Raw genomic sequence first — 17,043 nt, forward strand, 5'->3', positions numbered from 1 at the left:
GTCGCCTGTCCCGCGGGCCGTCCTCATCCACGCCGTCGCTAAGGCAGATTGTCCCGCATCACGATGTCGATCCTGATCTTCTCCTGTTCGTGCAGGATCGGCTCGCCACGGGCGAGCGCGAGCAGCACGCGCACGGCGGCGCGCGCCTCATGTCCCGGATTCTGCGAGATCGCGGCATCCATCACACCCTGCAACAACAGCCGGCGCGTCAGCACGGTGACGTCGTGCCCGACGAACACCATTTGCTTGTCGCGGCCGGCTTCGCTCAACGCGTTGGCCACGCCCTGTGTGCCGGCGCCGACGTTATAAAGGCCGACAATGTCAGCATGCCTGCCAAACAACCGCGCCAGCAGCTGCTGCGAGCGCGCGTCCTCGTCGCGCCCTTCCAGCACCGGCAGCACGCTGAGACCAGGAAATTCCGAGGCCATCACCTGATTGAAACCGAAAATGCGCTCGGCGTGATCGCGCAGGCCCTGCGATCCCGCGACGATCGCGACCTTGCCGGATTTTTGTCCGACCAGCCGCCCGACCAGCGCTCCGGCGGTACGGCCGGCTGCGATGTTGTCGATGCCGACATAATGGTGGCGCCGCGACGACGGCACGTCCGAGACCAGCGTCACTACCCTGGTGCCGGCATCGACGAGATCGTTGATCGCGGCACGAACGCCGGGATGATCCAGCGCGACGACCGCAACGCCGTCGTAATCGCCCGACAGCGCCTCCAACGAGGCTGCGAGCACCGATGGATCGAACACGTCGGTTGCGACCGTCTCGACATGGAGCCGGCGGGCCGAGAGCCAGGCCGACATCTCGCCAAGATAGGCCTCGATCTGCTGCATGAACGGATTGGGGCCGGACGGCATCACGAAGGCGAAGCGGCGGGCGCGGCCGCGGGCGAGCTCTGCGGCGGCCACATGCGGCTGGAAGGCGTTACGCGCGATCGTCTCCTGAACGCGCCGGACCGTGTCCGGCCGCACGCCCGGACGGTTGTGCAGGACGCGATCGACCGTCGCGAGGCTGACACCCGCCTCGCGGGCGATGTCCTTCAGCGTCAGCGCCGTGGTGAGCGCGTCGGAAAGCGTCTCTTGAACGGTCTCTTGAACGGTCTCTTGGGCCATGCCTGAAGGCTAGCAGAGGTGTTTTGAGGTACGCAACTCATTTTGAGGGGCATGGCGGCATTTTCGAGTCCCGGTTGAACTGCGGCCGCCCGGCCGACGGGCTCAACCACGGCTCAGATCCAGTGTCAGGAACAGGCTGTTGCGATCCTCGACATAGCCCTCGAACGGACTGCACGGCACGAAGCCATGCGCCTCGTAGAGCGCATGCGCCGGCTTGAAATAGTCCCATGAGCCGGTCTCGAGGCTGAGCCGCGTCATGCCGCGCGCACGCGCCTCGGCAATGATGTGGCGGAGCATCTCGCCACCAAAGCCGCGCCGGCGCGTGGTCTGGAGCGTGTGCATCGACTTGACCTCGCCATGATCGACCGAGAGCGTCTTCAGCGCACCGGTCGCGACCAGTGTCTCGCCGTCCCAGCCGGTCCAGAACGCGACGTCGCTGGCGCGAAGGCCTGCGAGATCGAGCGCATGCGCGCTGCCTGGCGCGGTCTGCGCCCGCGCCGCCGCGACGTGATGATCGAGCAGCGCGACCACGCGCGGATCGAAGGTATCGCCGATCCGGATCTGCATCGTCAGGGTCTCACACCACTTGCGATCTGCTTCTGCATGAGGACGAGATCGAGCCAGCGGCCAAACTTGCAGCCGACCTCCGGCATGCGCGCGACTTCGGTGAAACCAAGCGAAGCGTGGAGCCCGATCGAGCCGGTGTTGGAGGCCTCGATGCCCGCGACCATGACATGCTTGTTGAGCGCGGTGGCACGCTCGATCAGCGCGGCAACGAGACTGCGGCCGATCCCTGCCCTGCGATAGCGCTCATCGACATAGACCGAATTCTCCACGGTGTGGCGATAGCCGGGAAAGGAACGGAAATCGCCGAACGAGGCGAAGCCGACGACATCCCTGCCCTTCATCGCGACGAGCACGGGATAGCCCGCCTGCTGACGTGCCGAGAGCCAGTCGCGCCGCGAGGTGAGATCCGCCGGCCCGTCGGTCCACACCGCCGTGGTGTTGATCGCGGCGTGATTGTAGATGGCGAGGATGTCTTCCGCATCCTCCAGCGTGGCATCCCGTACGATCAGCGACATCACATTTTCCCGTATGACGTTCCGCGCCGCGTGATGATGACGTAATGCGCGTCCTGCTTGGTTTCGTTCTCAAAGGTCACCGAGCGCATCACATCGAAGTCGAGGCAGTCGCCTTCACGCAGCCGCACCGCCTTGGCATCGATATGGACGCAGACCGCGCCCTCCAGCATCAATAGCTGCTGGGTGAAGGCGTTGCGGCCCCAGGGGCTGTAGGACACGCGCGCGCCGGCCGGCAGATCGACGACGATGATCTCGATGCCGCTGGCCGCGTCGGCGGGTGAGGCATGACGCCGCCGATAGCCGCTGTCGGGATCGCGCCATTGCGGCTGGTCGGCGAGCCGCGTCAGCCGCTCCGGCGGCTTCTCCGACAGCGCGACCACGTCGCTCAGCGTGACGTCGAGCGCCGCGCAGAGCTTGTTGAGCAGCGCGGCAGTCCCGCTGCTCTGCGCCCGCTCCACCCGCCCGATCATGGCCCGGCTGACGCCGGAGCGGCTAGCGAGTTCGTTCAAGGTCATGCCGGCCTGCGTCCTCAGCGTCTTCAATCGGCGTCCGATCGCCCTGTCGAGTTTCTGCTGGTCCATGGTCTCTGATCCGAACATCGCCCGGCACATGGACCGCATCCGCCGGACGGGAAGAGCTTAGGGCGGACGAGGCGTGAGTGCCGGGATCGAGGGGCTAATATATTAGAAATTTTGCCGAGCCCGTAGCGTCGATTAGAATGCGCGCAACAACGATGACCGGGAGGCGATGACATGAGCGGGCCGACGCAACGGACGATCAAAGCCAACGGAATTACCCTCAACGTCGCGGAGCAGGGCAAGGGGCCGATGGTGCTGCTCTGCCATGGCTTTCCGGAAGGCTGGTACTCCTGGCGCCACCAGCTCGAGGCGCTGGCGGCGGCCGGCTACCACGCGGTTGCGCCCGACATGCGCGGCTATGGCAAGAGCGACCGGCCCGAGGCGATCGACCAGTACACGATCCTGCACATGGTCGGCGATCTCGTCGGCGTGCTCGACGCCTTCGAGGTGAAGGACGCCGTCATCGTCGGCCATGACTGGGGCGCGACGATCGCCTGGCACACGGCACGACTGCGGCCCGACCGTTTCCGCGCCGCCGCCATCCTCAGCGTCCCCTATCGCCCGCGCAGTCCGGTGCCGCCGACCAGCGTCATGCCGCAGACGGCGGATGCGCAATTCTACCAGCTGTATTTCCAGGAGCCGGGCGTAGCCGAGGCGGAGTTCGAGCGCGATCCGCGCGCAACGCTCGGCGCCATGCTGTTTGGCGCTTCCGGCGAAGGGGCAATGGCGATCCGCGCCAATGCCGAGAGCGCCGGCAGGACCGCCGGCGTCGGCATGGTCTCACGCAAGGACGGCATGTTGCCGAAGGTCCCAGTGCCGCTGCCATCCTGGCTGAGCGCGGCCGACCTCGACTATTACGGCGCCGAATTTGCCCGCAGCGGTTTCCGCGGGCCGCTCAACTACTACCGCAACATCGACCGCAGCTGGGAGCTGATGGGGGCCTTCGAGGGCGTCAAGGTTGTCGTGCCCGCGCTCTTCATCGCCGGCGACCACGACCTGGTCATCGCCTTCCCCGGCGCCGCCGAGCACCTCGCCAACATGAAGCAGTTTGTGCCGCAGCTGCGCGAGATCAAGATGCTGCCAGGCTGCGGACACTGGACGCAGCAGGAGCGGCCGGCCGAGGTGAATGAGGCGATCGTGGAGTTTTTGCGGAGCCTGCCTGGCTAGGGACGGCCGGCGGGTTGGAGCGGGCGAAGGGAATCGAACCCTCGTATGCAGCTTGGGAAGCTGCCGTTCTACCATTGAACTACGCCCGCAAATCGCAGCTATTTCAACAACTTAGTTCGATTCGCGATTCTTGATCATGTGGCCATCGTGTGGCCGTCGATCTGCCAACCACCATACCTGCCCGGCCAGCCGGATCAAGCCTACGCAATGAATCGAAGGCTTTTTGCACGACCACTGCTCGATTATTGTCATCTCCGCCTTGGTGCCTATTGCACGGGACGTGGAACTGGGTGGGAAGAGTGATCGATTTCAAAAGTCTTGCCAGATGGCTTCGGCTCCGGCGAGTCTGGCGTACCGCTTTAGGAACAACAGCAGCAGCCACCGCATTCGTCGCAGCGATCGCGGCACTCACCCATCAACTGGACGACATAGCGGGCTTTTGGAAACACACCTTCTCTTCGAAACCCACGAAGATCACGATCAAGGAGGTGACGGCTTCCGAGCCTTACTTCTACGAAGCAGTCCGATACGTTACGTATATTCGATTTATCTACTCGCGAACGGGCAGCGAGAAAACCACTTGTGTCGGCGAACTAGAGCCGGATGGCGTGAGACACACGTCTGATTATGCACTTGAGGAGGACGGGACTCAAAAGGCCGACAAAAGGACCATCGTGCTTGTGAGCGAGGAGGATCGCGACGTTAGAGCGGGCTTCCGCTTTGTAATTTCGACAGCGTATTTTTCTAATGATCCCGTGTTCCGATTGAACTGCAACGGCACCATCACACCCGGTGTTCGGGTGCCAATGAAAAACATTTCGGACGACACAAGGCTCAGATGGGTCAAAATTCCGGATTGAGCGCGCGCATCGCGACTTCTCTCACAGACCGGCAACGTCGATAGAAGGGCTCCCGAGGCATGTCCAGTACGAAACTACTTGGACGCCGGCAGAGCTTCCTTCCCACATCGGCGGCAACCAATATTGCTGTATTTTTCCCGACCGCCAGTCTAGATTGTGGCAAAATGGGGAAGCGGGGCAGGACCTTGGGCGTCGATATCGAGCACCTACGGCGGATCGCGTCCGAACGCGACCGTTACGAAAGCCAACTCGATCGCTTGAAACGAGCGGGGAAGCAGACCACCAGCATTGAAGCTGCCGTTTCGAGCGCGACGGATACCCTAGCGTCAGGCACACGCTCGTTTGTCGTGTACGGTGAACCGCAAAGCGGAAAAACAGAGATGATGATCTGTTTGACCGCAAAACTCCTCGACGACGGGCACCACGTCATAATTCATCTGCTCAATGACAGCGTTCAGCTTCTTCAACAAAACCTAGAACGCTTCCAGCGATCGAACCTTTCACCCTCCGCGAAAAACTTCTCCGATGTAATCGATCCGGACTACTCGCTGAAGACCGGGTTCCATGTGATCTTCTGCAAAAAGAACGCAAGCGACCTAGCTAAACTCAATCAGAAGATGGAAAGGATCGCGAAAAAGGTAATCATCGATGATGAGGCCGATTTTGCGACTCCGAATGCGTTGATCAATAAAGGCGACGTCACCCGCATCAACGCTCTTATACAAAAGCTCATTTCCGACGACGGCATCTACATTGGCGTGACAGCAACGCCGGCCCGCCTCGACCTAAACAACACGTTCGATAACGACAACGAAAAGTGGGTCAATTTTCCGCCGCATGGCGCCTACACCGGGCAAGATGCTTTCTTCCCGCTGGACGGGAACGTAGACTATTCGCTGCGCCTGCTTCCCGACACGGACGACAGTCCAAAATACTTACGCGAAGCGATCTTCCGCTTCCTCGTAAGAGTTGCCGCGCTTAATTTGGGTTCCAGTGCGGACGAAAACTATTCGATGCTTATCCACACCTCGGGAAAAAAGCTCGATCATAAGTCCGATAAGAAGCCCGTTGACGACGTCATGAATGCGCTATCGGACGTCCATTCGAAGAAATTTGAGGATTACGCGCACCAAATTGGCCGGATAGCCTCGTCCCTCTACGGCGATCAACAGGCAGAGCGTATCCTCGGATACATCGTTCGCAACAGCGATCAGACCACGACTATAATAATGAACAGCGAACGCGACAAAAACGTCGACTTCAAGTCAGCAACGTCGCCTGCCGCCATGTTTACGTTCGTGATTGGCGGCAACATCGTCTCTCGCGGAGTGACGTTTGATAGCTTGCTTTCGATGTTTTTCACTCGCGATTCCAAGCACAAGATTCAACAAGACACCTACATTCAACGCGCACGGATGTTCGGCTCACGAAAGAAACATCTTCCCCATTTCGAGCTGACCATTCCGAAGCAGTTATATCTCGATTGGCATCGCTGTTTCGTTTTCCACAAGCTCGCGCTGGAAGCAATTAAGACAAAGAAGGGATCGCCGGTTTGGCTCGCAGACCAGCGCATCGCCGCTGTTGCATCTAGCAGCATCGACAAAGCCAACGTGATGCTTGATCGCGGCGAGATGTCATTTCCCATTTTTGACTATTCCCCTGACATCGAGCTGATTATGCAAGCAAATGACCCGCTCGAAGGGCTCCAGCGGTTGCAGGATAAGATTGGCTCCGACTCTCTGCCGAGCTACCTGATCGAATATGTCCGACGATTCCTCCCGAATGGAGCCGCATCGATTGGCCTGCACGCGTCGAGCACAATCGAAAACATGAAGGATGCGGACAAGGAAAAAATCGAGCGTCGCAAAGGCGTCTTCGGACAGGTTACGCGTGAACATCCCAACGCGATCCACCATTTCAAGATTTTCTTCAACAATCGTGGAAAAGCTCGACTGATCTACAAATTTAGCGGCAACATCACTTTCATGAAGAACGTAAAAAATGCTTGATGAGTATGAATTCTACCAAGGCGCTGTCCTTCGCCAGCTCATTGTAAACGCCAACTACTCCCCGTCCTTCCGACCGTTTTTGCGGGAAGGCAGGACGACGGCGTTCGTGATGAACGGACGCTTTGGGATTTATGTGAAGCACTCCACCAAGCGCATGTCGCCATGGCGGTTCACATTCACGATCGAGCAGGCCGCCGATTTGTTAGACTTGGAAGTGAAGTATCCGGATTCTTTTATGATGTTCGTCTGCGGCGATGATGGCATTGTGACGCTCTCGTTTGCCGAGTTGCACGATATTGTCGACTTTCAGCAGAGCGACAACGCTTGGGTCAGCATCACTAGGCCTCCTCGATCACAGTATGCCGTTGCCGGCAACAAGGGAGAGTTGGATCGAAAGGTCGCACGCGGCGTCGGCTTGATGATCGAAGCCATGCAGACACGCGCGAAAGAAAAATATGCCGCGTCCCGCTAGCCAAACCCTATTCGACGTGCTCGGACGGCATCCCGTCCATCCATTTCCCGCAAGAATGGCACCTGAGATTGTTTGCTCAATTATTCAGCCCGCAGGACGCCGGCCACTAAGAATTCTTGACCCAATGATGGGATCTGGAACTGTGGTTGCCTTAGCCCAATCGCGGCGTCACCATGCCGTGGGGATCGACATAGACCCTCTTGCAACACTGATCAGCCGGGTTTGGACTACTCCGGTGCACAAGAAGGCGGTGAAGTCCAAGGCAATCCGCATCCTCGACCTCGCCGAGCGAATCGCGTTGCAAACGCCGGCTCGCGCTGCCTTTCCGGCGAACGCGGAGGAGGATACGAAAAAGTTCATCCGCTATTGGTTCGATTGCCGGGCGCGTAGACAGCTATTTGCACTTGCCCAGATGATCGGGCGCGTCAGAAATGCGACGACGCGCGACGCTCTGTGGTGCGCATTTTCGCGGCTCATCATCGCGAAGAGCGGTGCATCTCGCGCACTCGATCTCGTTCACAGCAGGCCGCATCGGCATTTCAAACGGGCCCCCGTTCTGCCATTCGACCGCTTTTTGTCCGTTGTTGATCTAGTGCTTTCGAATGCGCCGTCCAAGTACAGTCGCAATGCAGGACCTCGTGCGACGGTCAAGCTCGGTGATGCGCGGAGAACAAGGATCCGCAGCGGCTCTATCGACCTAGTACTCACGTCACCGCCATACCTCAATGCCATTGACTATATGCGGTGCTCTAAGTTCTCCCTAGTTTGGATGGGAATGTCAGTTACCGACGTGCGGGACCTGAGAGCGGCGAGTGTTGGCAGCGAAGTCGGCTCGTCTATTGAGCAGGATCCTGAGATACGTGCTCACTTCAATCGACTGCGATTGCGCCGATTGCCCGAGCGCCAGCGTGGCCTCGTCGCGACCTACATGATAGACATGAGAAAGTCGCTCGCTGAGGTCGCGCGTGTGCTCGCGCCGGGTGGACGAGCGGTCTACGTCATTGGCGAAAACACGGTTCGCGGCGTTTACATCCGCAACGCCAAGATCGTGGAACTATTGGCAGCTCAGGTCGGTTTGCGCGCCGAAAGCTCCTTCAAACGACCTCTTCCGGCCAATCGCAGGTACATGCCTCCGCCATCAGGAGGTGAGATGAGCTTGGACGGACGAATGCGATCCGAGATCATTGTACAGCTGAGGAAACCTCTCACAACTCAGGTGTAGTGTTTCACAAGCTCCGCGAGGATCGTGGGACTGTAAAATCTTTGCTTTGAGCTTTTGTTGTTCCGCGGATCGAGTAGCCGCACGCGACAGAACCGCGGGTCGTCCTCCAGCGGCTTACGCAATCTATGAAACTCCGCGTTCTCCTTAAACTTCGGTGTCTCCTTTAGCGCTTTGCAGAGAGTGCGATAGTCCCAAGGATATCGCTTCAGTATATCCTCCTCGGTGAGCATAATCCGAATGGCATTCGGGTCATTTGGCGAAACCATTACAGGGATGGCTTGCGCATTCGCATTACGGACGAACTTAAGCTCGACCTCGACACCTACATTGAAGGGTTTGGCCGCTTCGAAGGGAAATTTTCGCTCCTGGTCCGCCAACAGCTTTGCGACTTTGCCGGCCGCCCCCTTCGTGTCATCACCGAACACGGTTTGGATGACGCCAGCCGGAGTTTCGAACGCGACAGGCATCAGCGCGAATTGGTACTGCGACAACTCACAATTGAACCATTTCTTCGCAGCGAAGGCGAAGTTTCGCAGAGCGGCTGCGCCGACCTCCTGCACGCGCTTATGCAAGTCGCGGCCGACGTTGTGGAAGTGTATCGCGTTGTCCCTGACCTCCATGAGCAGCGATATATTTTCGATCGCGTAATCGTCGATCGAGTCCTGAGTGTAGCCGCGAACGATGTTGGCTGCCGGGAGTACACCGATAGTCATAGTGTTGCCGGCGCGGTTCTTCTTCGGAGCGAGCCGTTTGCTCTTGCCCGACTTCGTTGCCTTCGGCTCCCAGACTTCAATGGAGCGGAGCTTATTACGATTGGCCTTTAAGACACGAGCCTTTAGCAGAAGCTCCCATGCATTGAGCATCAGGATCGCGAACGTCTCTTCGCGATAAGCAAAGCCGGGTTTGTTGTAGACCTCGATCGCGGCCACCGCGGCTTGAGTGGCCTTATCGACGAGGTATCCATAGCGAGGGCGGCGCATGGTGAGGCGAATCGGTTAGGTTGCACTGGCCCATGGTATCGATTCAGGCGAGCGAAGCCATCACTCTGGGAGTAAAACGATCCGCGTCGATTTGCGCAGCGCCGCAACCTCTAAGGCCCGTTCACACGCCTCTTTAAAAGCCATCTCCTCCGGCATACGCAGCTCGTGATCTCTGGCCGTCGCCAGCGGAGACACGATGCGGAAAACCCAGTAGCCGCGGCCGGATGGCTTGCGGCCGTGCTTCTCGAAATATCGTCCGATGTCGATCCGGGGCTCGTCTGCCATGGCTAGCCCGTGAAGACGATCGGTCCGAGCACCGGGAAAAGCCGTACAGGTTCTGCCTTGACTGCGTCGAGGGCGCGCCGCAGCGCCTCCGGCGTGAAGCTGTCCGTCACGGGATCGTTCACCGGCACATGTTCGGCTGCTGGTGTCAGCGATAGCTCGGCGTTTGCCAATGCGGCTTGGTACGCTCCGCGCCAAAGCCAACTGATGGCTTGCGCGAGGTGCAGGCGCTGCCATCCGTCCGGATTGTTGCCGGCGGAGGCGAGGGCAGCCTCGATCGCAGCCACGGCCTCCGCATTCTCAGCGGCGCGGGCGTCAAGGTGGTCCACGTCATCAATCGACATCGCCGCTCCCGATTTCATCGAGACTCACTGGGGCAGTTTTGGACTTTCTCGGCTCTTCTTTTTTTTTAGAAACGGACTTCAGAACCTAATCGCGAGCACGTCCAAGGGCACATCACCCGCTGGCGCAATCGAGCATTTCTAGGCCCTACCCCGTTGCTGCGGATAATCCGAATACTTACGCATGCCCACCCCAGTCTACCCGCGTCGCGATCCCGCGCGACGCGAGATCGCTGTTCGTTCGTCTCAACGCTTCGTTCACCACGTTACTGCACAAGGCGAGGGCAGCAACGCGTATTTGGTTCCAGTTACGCGCATAAGGACAAATTATGGAATCTATCTGAGGTCGCGCAAGCCGCGTGCCAGCCTGTTTTCTGTGCAAAGGCATGGCCCCGCCAATCCGGCTCAAGCCATGTGCCCAGCGCATTAGGGATTCGTTAACGCTCGCGGCGGTTGCGGTCGTGTGTATACGAACGATCTTGCGTGACTTCGACTAGCCCGAAGTCCGGCGAGTCGTTCGGGTGATCCGAAGCAGTGCTTTTAATTCAAATTGTTCGGAGACCGAGCGGGGCCGTTAACGAAACGACTCAACGTTAACGCGGCCGAGGTGCTATATGTGGCGTCGCGTGGGGGTTAGGCCCCATATATGGTGTCTGAGCGTCGTTAAGACTAATAAAAATGGTTAACGGCCCCGATTTGCGCTCGAAACAGGGTTCGATCACGGATTAAACCCAAACTCAGTCGTCCATTTCATCCGAAAGCCATAGTGCGGCGAGCCCTTGTGACTCCTGTGACACCTGTGACCCCCATTTCCCAGACCCCATACGTATACTCCTACTATATTACCTAATTTCGTTTGAGCCTCTATAGAGATAGGTGTCACAGGCGTCACGGCGTCACGGGCCGGATTAAATCAAAACTCGGTCCCCATGGTGATCCGCTCGACCACGTCGACGACCCCGACTACCTTCGCAGGATGACACGGCGACCCCCTCCACTCCTGTCCGGCGGCGACCGCAAGGCATACGCCAAAGAGCTGGCGAAGGCGGAAGCGATGACTGTGATTTTCGAGATGCGGTCGGCCGAGCTGCGGCAGCAGGGCGAGCGATTGATCCGGGAGGCCGACGATCTCCTCTGCCAGTCTTGGAACGAGCGGCGGTGGTCGAAGCCGGCCGCTCCTATCGATCCTAGCCCGTACATCACGCAGGCGCTCAATGGCGGCTATCCCATGCTGGAGATCGAGTGCTCCAGATGCCACACGGCCCGCACCGTCGATCTTGCCGAGCTGAAGCGGCCCGCCACGACGTTCGTCCACGACTTGGCCGGACGGCTCGTCTGCACAAAGTGCCAGAAGGCCGGTAAGCGCCCGGCGGCCGCGCTTAAGCAACTCGCCCACCGCCGACGAACAATCGACCCAACATAGGCGTCAGCTCTGCAACTTTTTCAACACCATCTCGGCATCTCCGCGCACCCTCGCAGCGCGGATGTCGAACGGAGTACCGAACACATGCTGATGGATCAATGAGACGAAGGCACCTAGGTCTCTCCAAAACTGGTCCCATTCAGGCTACGTCGCTGCCCCAAGCGGCTTACCCGCGTTGATGGTTTCGCGATCCGCGTGTGCGGTCAATTTATGTCGAGCCGGCTCAAGACGCGTCCGGTGCTTTGCCATGCTGTCTTGGAGATCGGACAGTTGCTTATTAAGCGGCTCAATTCTAGCAAACGCCTTTGCGAAGAGCTCGACCACAAAATTTTCGTTTCGGCCATCAATCCACGGGTCAGTCACGCGGCAAACTGCCAAGACGGCGAACTCCGCGAAAACGGAAGCCAAGTCTTCGAAGAAGTGCGGAGCCACAGTAGTCATCGCCTCACGTTCCGCATCGGTGCTTTCTGCGAACAATCGGCGCGCGTATTCGTAGACTGACCGGATGTAGACGCAGTGGTCCGCAAAATTTCCGACTTCGTCTGCTGACACGAATGCGGCCCGAACTCGCTCTGTGTTCTTCCCCACAATCTCCGCCCTCAAATAGCCGACGAACAAAATTGCAACGTTGTGATTGGCGAAGACGAAGAGGTGCCATTCATCCGGCCCCGGCTTCCACCAGAACATCGAGCGGTGTCGCGACGCCAGCTCAGAAGCCTTAAGCCTTACTCTCTCGAATTTGTCGCCCAGCGATCGAACAGTGATCGGATAATCCGTGCTCATGTTCAAAGACCCCAGCGGCGGCTGCTCGTTTTAATTATCCTCTGAAACGCGCTGATTATCTAGGGCGACCGACGCACAAACCGCTGTCAAACCGCGTGCGGCAAATGCTAGTTTTCGGATACTCCGGAATCTGTTATGATCGTTGTCATCATGATTGAAAACGCAATCAAGCCAATCGCCGTTTCGCAAGAGATGGCAGCCAAGCTTCTCGACATCGATCGCCGCAAGATTTCCCGAGCGGTGAGAAATGGGGAGCTTACGCCACATCAGAACGGCGCGAGCGTTAGGCTGCTCGTCTCCGACATCGAGGCGTGGATACGCACTTGGCCGCAACCGGCGCCACGGAAGCCGCGCGCACGAAAGGATTTCTGAGATGGTCCGTCCCTTCATTTACAAGAATGCAGAACTCGAAATGGACAGGCTGGGCAAACAGCACGGCTGGGTGCCGACCGCCAAGACGGAAGCCGTCGACCACCACGCGAAGTTCTTCCAGCTCATCGGCAACGAACTGCTGCACACCGAGACGGGCGATACGATCGAAGAATGGGCGGCAAAGCAAAAGACCGAACGACCACATTGGTATCTTCCTGATGAGGTCGTCGACAACGTCGACGTATGCTTCGGCGGCGGACCGAAATCGCGCGTGAATATCGACGCTCGGATGAAGCTCTTCAAGGAAGTCGGCGACGTCAACTACAACAACATGATGGCCCAATGGGGTGCGACCCCGACACGGAACGGCGAGCGACCGTTGCCTGAATCCCGTGAAACCGTCGAGAGAGCCAAACAGGACAAAACCGCGGCAGACAATCCGTGGAGTGCGTCCGGATGGAATATCACTTCCCAAGGCCGCCTCGTAAAAGCGCTCGGTCTTGAAACCGCACAGGGCATTGCGAAGGCGGCCGGCAGTTTTGTCGGCGCAACGCGCCCGGCGCGGTGAAGAGCCGACGCGTTGAGAGATTTGGCTTCGTTCGGGCGAAAGCGGGGGCTTCCCGCCCACTAGCGACAGCCGAATGGCCGTCCCGGTGTCTTCAAGCAGCATCGGGCCGTGCCTCTGGAGCTTTAGTCTCATGCTCGGCACCGTCGTGAAATGGTTCGACGAAAACAGGTTTGGCTTCGCGAAGCCGGACACTTTGCCGTTCGACGTCTTCGTGCACGCGGACTCGATCATTGATCAAGGTCGCCTGCACGTTGGTCAGCGCATCGCGTTCGATTTGGCACCAACGGCCCGAATGGGGTTGAAGCCAAGAGCCGCGCGAGTCTCGATCGTTGGAGCTGCGAGCTTTGACGAACCACCGTCGCGTTCGCGGCAAAAGAATTGATCCGCGCCGAACGGCGGCACGGCTCATCGGACGATCACAACGCAAACTTCCCGGTATGCGGCGCGGTCGATCACGTCACCGGATTGAAGCGATGAGGAGCGCGTCGACCCGGTGCGTCATTCGAATCGATCTCGCCGAACGGCGGCGCGGTCGTGTCTTCAACTCGCGTCGGATGTTCCCGCGAGGTGAGGTTCAGGCCGGCCGCTCATGACCCCGGCCGGTCTCGAAATTAGGAGTGCTCGACATGAGCCATCGTCAGAATCCGCCGCGGCAGGATCGCCGTGGCATCGGCCGCGCGCCCGTTCGCAAATATGCCCCGGCGAGCGTCGGGACGGAAGCGCCGGGGTGCTTCAACCCGACGATGCCGAGGTCGAAGCGTCAACGCGCTGCGCTTCAGGCAGCGGTCTACAACGCCAACAAGAGGACGCCAAATGGCTAAGGTATCGCTCTCCAACTACGGCGGAAACCAATCCGCTGCCCCATCGTCGCTCCCGCCGGATCAGGATGTCGAGCATTCGCCCTATGCTCCGAACCTCTCAGATGCGCACGAACGCGTTTGCAGGAATGGTGTGGCGAGCAACCCGCAGCTTCGCAAGATCGATACGCGCCCCGAAGTGCCACCGGCTTACGGCATGCGCAACCGCAGCGCCGATGCGGCCGTGAAGGTCCCGCCGACAACCGTGCGTCGATAGAATCCAGCTTCAGCGGTCGCTTCTGTAGAGCAACCCGCTGTCGGAAGGGCGCTCGTCCAGTCTGAAGCCGAGCGCCCGACTTGGCCCCAACGAGGAATACCACATGATCAATATCTTCGACCAATCGGGATCGCGAGTGCGGCGGGACGATCAGCTCTCGGAAGAGCTGTTGGCGCTTCCCGAGGAACAGCGAGATCTCGCGACGAAATTTTTGTCGGGAGCCCTCGACTGCGAAGAAATCAGCGACGAGTTGCACCAAGCCGAGCGCGAGCTGCGGCGACTTCAGTCCGTGGAAGATGCGGCGATCGTCGCCGCCGCGAAGGCTGGCCCCGCACAAGAGTTTTACGATGCGCACCGCGCGGTGATCGCGGCGAACTCGTAAGGAAGTCTCCCCATCGTGCCGGCGCCTACATCGCCGACACAACTGGGCGGTCGAGTTTAGTTAGGGACTTCGCTCGGCCGCCCAATCTCTTTCCCAAGGAATGAAACCATGGCTCTCACCGATCTCAATCCCGCAAACGACGGTCATTGGACCGAAGATGGACTCCCCCGTCTCGACGTTGCGCGCGAGCTGAGTGGAAATCCGAAGCTCACGCGCGCCGAGCTGAAGGGGATCACGCGCTCAAACCCGCCGGCGACCAAGCCAAACATTGATCATGCTCGCGCGATCTCCGCCGCGGCGCTGGCAGTGCAGAACCAGTTGCAGAAGGTCGCAGAGTTGAAAGCGAAATACCGGGCAGCAAATGGTTTGCTGGCAGATATCCATGCCGAGATCGCCCGACGTTCGACTCCGCGCTCGATCGACCAAAATATCAGGGACCACTTAGAAGCCACGGCCGCTCACGCCGCAGCCGGCAATGTCGTCGAGCCGGGGGCTCCGGTCTATAGTTCAAAATTGGACGAGGTCTTAAGTCGTGGTGCGCAGCGCGGCAATCGCGACGTTACCGGCAATGTGCGTCGCGTGAGGGGCGTTCGCTGAGATGACGAAGCGAAGTCCCGAGTTTTTCTCTGAGCTTGTCGCTGCAATCGCGGAGACAGGATCAATCGCCGCTGCGGCGAAGGTCTGCCGATGCTCGACATCTGCGGTGTGGAGTTGGCTCGCTTCGTCCGCCAAGGGCGAGGCTGGCTTCGAGGTTGAGTGGATGGGCGAGACCGTGCCCCTGCACGTTGCGGCGAAGCAGGCGACGCGTCTTGTGAGCGCGAACATCCTTGACCGCTTCCGGCATCGTCTTTTGGGAACTGAAGAGGTCTGCCGTTTTCAAGGCAAAACGGTCTACAAGCGCGACCCTGCTCTCGATTTGTATTCAGACCAAGACCTCGAAGACCTCGGCATCACGACGCGCTATCTAAAAGACGCTGACGGAAATTTCGTTGAGGAGCGCCAATTCGTACAGCCTCCGGTCGCGGCCGTCCTCGCCTATCTGGCTGCCGAGTGGCCGAAGACGTGGTCCGCGAGAAGCACAAGCACGGTCGAGATCAAATCGACGGGCGTGCAGGTCATAAAGCACGAGTACGGGCAGGCGAAGCCAAAGGCCTCCGTGCCGGTCGAGATTGTGCAAGAGGCACCCACGCTTGCGCCGCCGTCACCAGTCGAGGTTGTCGCGGATGACGATCTGGCGGATTTGCTCGGCGAGGAGTCCGAACCTGTCGAGCTAGAGCCGATCATGCAGGAAGAGCCGACGCCCGTTGTGGCGGCGGAGCCAGAGCCCGTGCCGTCGACGCCGACGCAAGGATTGACCGAGCTGCAACGTGAGTTGCTGTCGCGTCTCAAGGCCGGACCCGGCGCAACGCGCTCCGCACCTGTGCGACCGACAGGCGGTGCCGCGGACCACCGAGAAGATGGCATCGGTGCCGGGCAGCCGCTCCCGGGCGCGGTGCTGTAATGGATTTTCTCGACGACCTCATGAGCCCCGGCGGTGACGGCCTCGGTGAGGAAGCCAACGCGGCGACCGCGGGTGGTTCGCTAGTCGTCCCGGAGAAAGCGCCGGACGGAAGCTTCTTGATGGTCGAGGAGCAAGCGTTTCTTGCGACTGGCGCGCTCGGCTATCTCGTCATGTTCGCGCAACCCGACGAAGTCACGGGCGAGGACACACTCAGCAACGGGCGCGAGTTCGCCGACGCCGCGGGATGGCTTTCGCTCCCCGACGAACAGGAAGCTCTCGACTGGCTCAACCAGCGCTTGGGCGCGTCCTTCGAGACGTGGCGCCCGCGGCTTGCGGAGGCGTGGGCGTTGGCATTGTCCAACTTGGAATTCACGGCAAAACCAGACCCGGCAACCGTGCCGCGTTGGGCGCGGGCACCTCATTCCACCGGAAAGCTGGGGCGGGGGCATAAATGACCGCCTCGCCAAGACTCAGCGGAGTCCGTCCAGCGGCCGTCAGCCCGACCTTCACCAGAGAGCCGGTACCCCTGAAAATGCACCACGGGCCGCGGCTGCCAGCGTGAAGAGTCCGTTAGCCAAGATTCGATCAACCATGCCCGCGCCAGTTGGCCGAGTGTCCTGTTTTGGCACAGCTAACGGATGCAGCTTGTTACAGCCGATGTATCACTCTGACGCACTTACAGAATCCTGCTTGGCGAGCGCTAAGAAAAGTGACGGCGAACCGAAATTAGGCTATAAGGGGGGCAGCGGTCGCACCATGCGCCGGGCGATATAGGCCCGGGGCGCCAGCTCCAAGAGCGGCAGGTCGAGCAGCATCTCATTCCGAAAAC

22 protein-coding genes and 1 tRNA gene are annotated in these 17,043 nt (G+C 59.7%); 14 read left to right on the forward strand and 9 right to left on the reverse strand.

Annotated elements, in window-relative coordinates:
• Positions 1-38 precede the first annotated feature (38 nt).
• The 4 genes from IC761_RS34325 to IC761_RS34340 form a co-directional block, all read right to left on the reverse strand.
• Entirely contained in the window at positions 39-1,118 is a 1,080-nt protein-coding gene (locus IC761_RS34325; RefSeq protein WP_195801028.1) for a LacI family DNA-binding transcriptional regulator, read from the reverse strand.
• A 102-nt stretch (positions 1,119-1,220) separates the two neighbouring features.
• Positions 1,221-1,685, reverse strand: a complete 465-nt coding sequence (locus IC761_RS34330; RefSeq protein ID WP_195801029.1) for a GNAT family N-acetyltransferase — start codon at positions 1,683-1,685, stop codon at positions 1,221-1,223.
• Positions 1,686-1,687: 2 nt separating this feature from the next.
• Positions 1,688-2,200 carry a GNAT family N-acetyltransferase gene (locus IC761_RS34335; protein WP_195801030.1) on the reverse strand — a complete coding sequence of 171 codons (513 nt, stop codon included), beginning with the start codon at positions 2,198-2,200 and terminating at the stop codon, positions 1,688-1,690.
• Positions 2,200-2,781 carry a helix-turn-helix domain-containing protein gene (locus IC761_RS34340; RefSeq protein ID WP_195801031.1) on the reverse strand — a complete coding sequence of 194 codons (582 nt, stop codon included), beginning with the start codon at positions 2,779-2,781 and terminating at the stop codon, positions 2,200-2,202. Before IC761_RS34340 ends, IC761_RS34335 begins: the two co-directional genes overlap by 1 nt.
• A 171-nt stretch (positions 2,782-2,952) precedes the next feature.
• Between IC761_RS34340 and IC761_RS34345 the strand changes: the two genes are divergently transcribed.
• Positions 2,953-3,945 carry an alpha/beta fold hydrolase gene (locus IC761_RS34345; protein WP_195801032.1) on the forward strand — a complete coding sequence of 331 codons (993 nt, stop codon included), beginning with the start codon at positions 2,953-2,955 and terminating at the stop codon, positions 3,943-3,945.
• A 15-nt stretch (positions 3,946-3,960) separates the two neighbouring features.
• On the opposite strand, the gene IC761_RS34350 is transcribed toward IC761_RS34345, so the two are convergent.
• Positions 3,961-4,034: transfer RNA gene (locus IC761_RS34350), tRNA-Gly, on the reverse strand.
• 210 nt (positions 4,035-4,244) lie between these two features.
• Here IC761_RS34350 and IC761_RS34355 point away from each other — a divergent pair.
• The 4 genes from IC761_RS34355 (at position 4,245) to IC761_RS34370 (ending at position 8,508) form a co-directional block, all read left to right on the forward strand.
• Positions 4,245-4,805: a hypothetical protein gene (locus IC761_RS34355; protein ID WP_195801033.1), complete on the forward strand. Its 561-nt coding sequence runs from the start codon at positions 4,245-4,247 to the stop codon at positions 4,803-4,805.
• Between the two features lie 59 nt (positions 4,806-4,864).
• Positions 4,865-6,814 (forward strand): Z1 domain-containing protein, encoded by a 1,950-nt coding sequence (locus IC761_RS34360; RefSeq protein WP_246791410.1) that lies wholly within the window; start codon positions 4,865-4,867, stop codon positions 6,812-6,814.
• A complete protein-coding gene (locus tag IC761_RS34365) occupies positions 6,807-7,286 on the forward strand; it encodes a hypothetical protein (RefSeq protein ID WP_195801034.1) in 480 nt (159 codons plus the stop codon). Before IC761_RS34360 ends, IC761_RS34365 begins: the two co-directional genes overlap by 8 nt.
• Before the next feature lie 235 nt (positions 7,287-7,521).
• On the forward strand, positions 7,522-8,508 hold the full coding sequence (locus tag IC761_RS34370; RefSeq protein WP_195801035.1) for a methyltransferase domain-containing protein: 987 nt from the start codon (positions 7,522-7,524) through the stop codon (positions 8,506-8,508).
• On the opposite strand, the gene IC761_RS34375 is transcribed toward IC761_RS34370, so the two are convergent.
• From IC761_RS34375 to IC761_RS34385, 3 genes are read right to left on the reverse strand one after another with little or no spacing between them, the layout of a single operon-like run.
• Positions 8,499-9,488: a DUF3644 domain-containing protein gene (locus IC761_RS34375; protein WP_195801036.1), complete on the reverse strand. Its 990-nt coding sequence runs from the start codon at positions 9,486-9,488 to the stop codon at positions 8,499-8,501. The two genes, IC761_RS34370 and IC761_RS34375, sit on opposite strands and share 10 nt — an antisense overlap.
• A gap of 60 nt (positions 9,489-9,548) precedes the next feature.
• Positions 9,549-9,773 carry a hypothetical protein gene (locus tag IC761_RS34380; protein ID WP_195801037.1) on the reverse strand — a complete coding sequence of 75 codons (225 nt, stop codon included), beginning with the start codon at positions 9,771-9,773 and terminating at the stop codon, positions 9,549-9,551.
• 2 nt (positions 9,774-9,775) lie between these two features.
• Positions 9,776-10,114: a hypothetical protein gene (locus IC761_RS34385; protein ID WP_195801038.1), complete on the reverse strand. Its 339-nt coding sequence runs from the start codon at positions 10,112-10,114 to the stop codon at positions 9,776-9,778.
• 973 nt (positions 10,115-11,087) lie between these two features.
• On the opposite strand from IC761_RS34385, the gene IC761_RS34390 reads away from it, so the two are divergent.
• The gene (locus tag IC761_RS34390) at positions 11,088-11,534 is read left to right on the forward strand and encodes a hypothetical protein (protein WP_195804871.1); all 447 of its coding nucleotides are present in this window, start codon (positions 11,088-11,090) and stop codon (positions 11,532-11,534) included.
• A 144-nt stretch (positions 11,535-11,678) separates the two neighbouring features.
• On the opposite strand, the gene IC761_RS34395 is transcribed toward IC761_RS34390, so the two are convergent.
• The gene (locus tag IC761_RS34395) at positions 11,679-12,317 is read right to left on the reverse strand and encodes an AbiU2 domain-containing protein (RefSeq protein ID WP_195801039.1); all 639 of its coding nucleotides are present in this window, start codon (positions 12,315-12,317) and stop codon (positions 11,679-11,681) included.
• A 135-nt stretch (positions 12,318-12,452) separates the two neighbouring features.
• On the opposite strand from IC761_RS34395, the gene IC761_RS34400 reads away from it, so the two are divergent.
• The 8 genes from IC761_RS34400 to IC761_RS34435 all read left to right on the forward strand — a co-directional run bounded on the left by IC761_RS34400 (position 12,453) and on the right by IC761_RS34435 (position 16,669).
• Positions 12,453-12,689, forward strand: coding sequence for a helix-turn-helix domain-containing protein (locus IC761_RS34400; protein WP_195801040.1), 237 nt, complete (start codon positions 12,453-12,455; stop codon positions 12,687-12,689).
• Position 12,690: 1 nt separating this feature from the next.
• Entirely contained in the window at positions 12,691-13,257 is a 567-nt protein-coding gene (locus IC761_RS34405; RefSeq protein ID WP_195801041.1) for a hypothetical protein, read from the forward strand.
• 130 nt (positions 13,258-13,387) lie between these two features.
• Positions 13,388-13,639: a cold shock domain-containing protein gene (locus IC761_RS34410; protein WP_195801042.1), complete on the forward strand. Its 252-nt coding sequence runs from the start codon at positions 13,388-13,390 to the stop codon at positions 13,637-13,639.
• Between the two features lie 244 nt (positions 13,640-13,883).
• Complete coding sequence (locus IC761_RS34415; protein ID WP_195801043.1) at positions 13,884-14,078, forward strand: hypothetical protein; 195 nt, start codon at positions 13,884-13,886, stop codon at positions 14,076-14,078.
• Positions 14,079-14,434: 356 nt separating this feature from the next.
• Complete coding sequence (locus IC761_RS34420) at positions 14,435-14,713, forward strand: hypothetical protein (protein ID WP_195801044.1); 279 nt, start codon at positions 14,435-14,437, stop codon at positions 14,711-14,713.
• Positions 14,714-14,821: 108 nt separating this feature from the next.
• The gene (locus tag IC761_RS34425; RefSeq protein WP_195801045.1) at positions 14,822-15,310 is read left to right on the forward strand and encodes a hypothetical protein; all 489 of its coding nucleotides are present in this window, start codon (positions 14,822-14,824) and stop codon (positions 15,308-15,310) included.
• A gap of 1 nt (position 15,311) precedes the next feature.
• Positions 15,312-16,214 carry a hypothetical protein gene (locus IC761_RS34430; protein WP_195801046.1) on the forward strand — a complete coding sequence of 301 codons (903 nt, stop codon included), beginning with the start codon at positions 15,312-15,314 and terminating at the stop codon, positions 16,212-16,214.
• On the forward strand, positions 16,214-16,669 hold the full coding sequence (locus IC761_RS34435; RefSeq protein ID WP_195801047.1) for a hypothetical protein: 456 nt from the start codon (positions 16,214-16,216) through the stop codon (positions 16,667-16,669). The genes IC761_RS34430 and IC761_RS34435 overlap by 1 nt, the downstream gene beginning before the upstream one ends.
• Positions 16,670-17,043: the final 374 nt, after the last annotated feature.

Source organism: Bradyrhizobium commune (assembly GCF_015624505.1).
GTDB lineage: Bacteria > Pseudomonadota > Alphaproteobacteria > Rhizobiales > Xanthobacteraceae > Bradyrhizobium > Bradyrhizobium commune.

Coding starts and splice junctions, on each gene's coding strand:
- IC761_RS34325 (WP_195801028.1), bottom strand. CDS start 1,118: ATGGCCCAAGAGACCGTTCAAGAGACCGTTCAAGAGACGCTTTCCGAC.
- IC761_RS34330 (WP_195801029.1), bottom strand. CDS start 1,685: ATGCAGATCCGGATCGGCGATACCTTCGATCCGCGCGTGGTCGCGCTG.
- IC761_RS34335 (WP_195801030.1), bottom strand. CDS start 2,200: ATGTCGCTGATCGTACGGGATGCCACGCTGGAGGATGCGGAAGACATC.
- IC761_RS34340 (WP_195801031.1), bottom strand. CDS start 2,781: ATGGACCAGCAGAAACTCGACAGGGCGATCGGACGCCGATTGAAGACG.
- IC761_RS34345 (WP_195801032.1), top strand. CDS start 2,953: ATGAGCGGGCCGACGCAACGGACGATCAAAGCCAACGGAATTACCCTC.
- IC761_RS34360 (WP_246791410.1), top strand. CDS start 4,865: ATGTCCAGTACGAAACTACTTGGACGCCGGCAGAGCTTCCTTCCCACA.
- IC761_RS34365 (WP_195801034.1), top strand. CDS start 6,807: ATGCTTGATGAGTATGAATTCTACCAAGGCGCTGTCCTTCGCCAGCTC.
- IC761_RS34375 (WP_195801036.1), bottom strand. CDS start 9,488: ATGCGCCGCCCTCGCTATGGATACCTCGTCGATAAGGCCACTCAAGCC.
- IC761_RS34380 (WP_195801037.1), bottom strand. CDS start 9,773: ATGGCAGACGAGCCCCGGATCGACATCGGACGATATTTCGAGAAGCAC.
- IC761_RS34385 (WP_195801038.1), bottom strand. CDS start 10,114: ATGTCGATTGATGACGTGGACCACCTTGACGCCCGCGCCGCTGAGAAT.
- IC761_RS34390 (WP_195804871.1), top strand. CDS start 11,088: ATGACACGGCGACCCCCTCCACTCCTGTCCGGCGGCGACCGCAAGGCA.
- IC761_RS34395 (WP_195801039.1), bottom strand. CDS start 12,317: ATGAGCACGGATTATCCGATCACTGTTCGATCGCTGGGCGACAAATTC.
- IC761_RS34400 (WP_195801040.1), top strand. CDS start 12,453: ATGATCGTTGTCATCATGATTGAAAACGCAATCAAGCCAATCGCCGTT.
- IC761_RS34405 (WP_195801041.1), top strand. CDS start 12,691: ATGGTCCGTCCCTTCATTTACAAGAATGCAGAACTCGAAATGGACAGG.
- IC761_RS34410 (WP_195801042.1), top strand. CDS start 13,388: ATGCTCGGCACCGTCGTGAAATGGTTCGACGAAAACAGGTTTGGCTTC.
- IC761_RS34415 (WP_195801043.1), top strand. CDS start 13,884: ATGAGCCATCGTCAGAATCCGCCGCGGCAGGATCGCCGTGGCATCGGC.
- IC761_RS34420 (WP_195801044.1), top strand. CDS start 14,435: ATGATCAATATCTTCGACCAATCGGGATCGCGAGTGCGGCGGGACGAT.
- IC761_RS34425 (WP_195801045.1), top strand. CDS start 14,822: ATGGCTCTCACCGATCTCAATCCCGCAAACGACGGTCATTGGACCGAA.
- IC761_RS34430 (WP_195801046.1), top strand. CDS start 15,312: ATGACGAAGCGAAGTCCCGAGTTTTTCTCTGAGCTTGTCGCTGCAATC.
- IC761_RS34435 (WP_195801047.1), top strand. CDS start 16,214: ATGGATTTTCTCGACGACCTCATGAGCCCCGGCGGTGACGGCCTCGGT.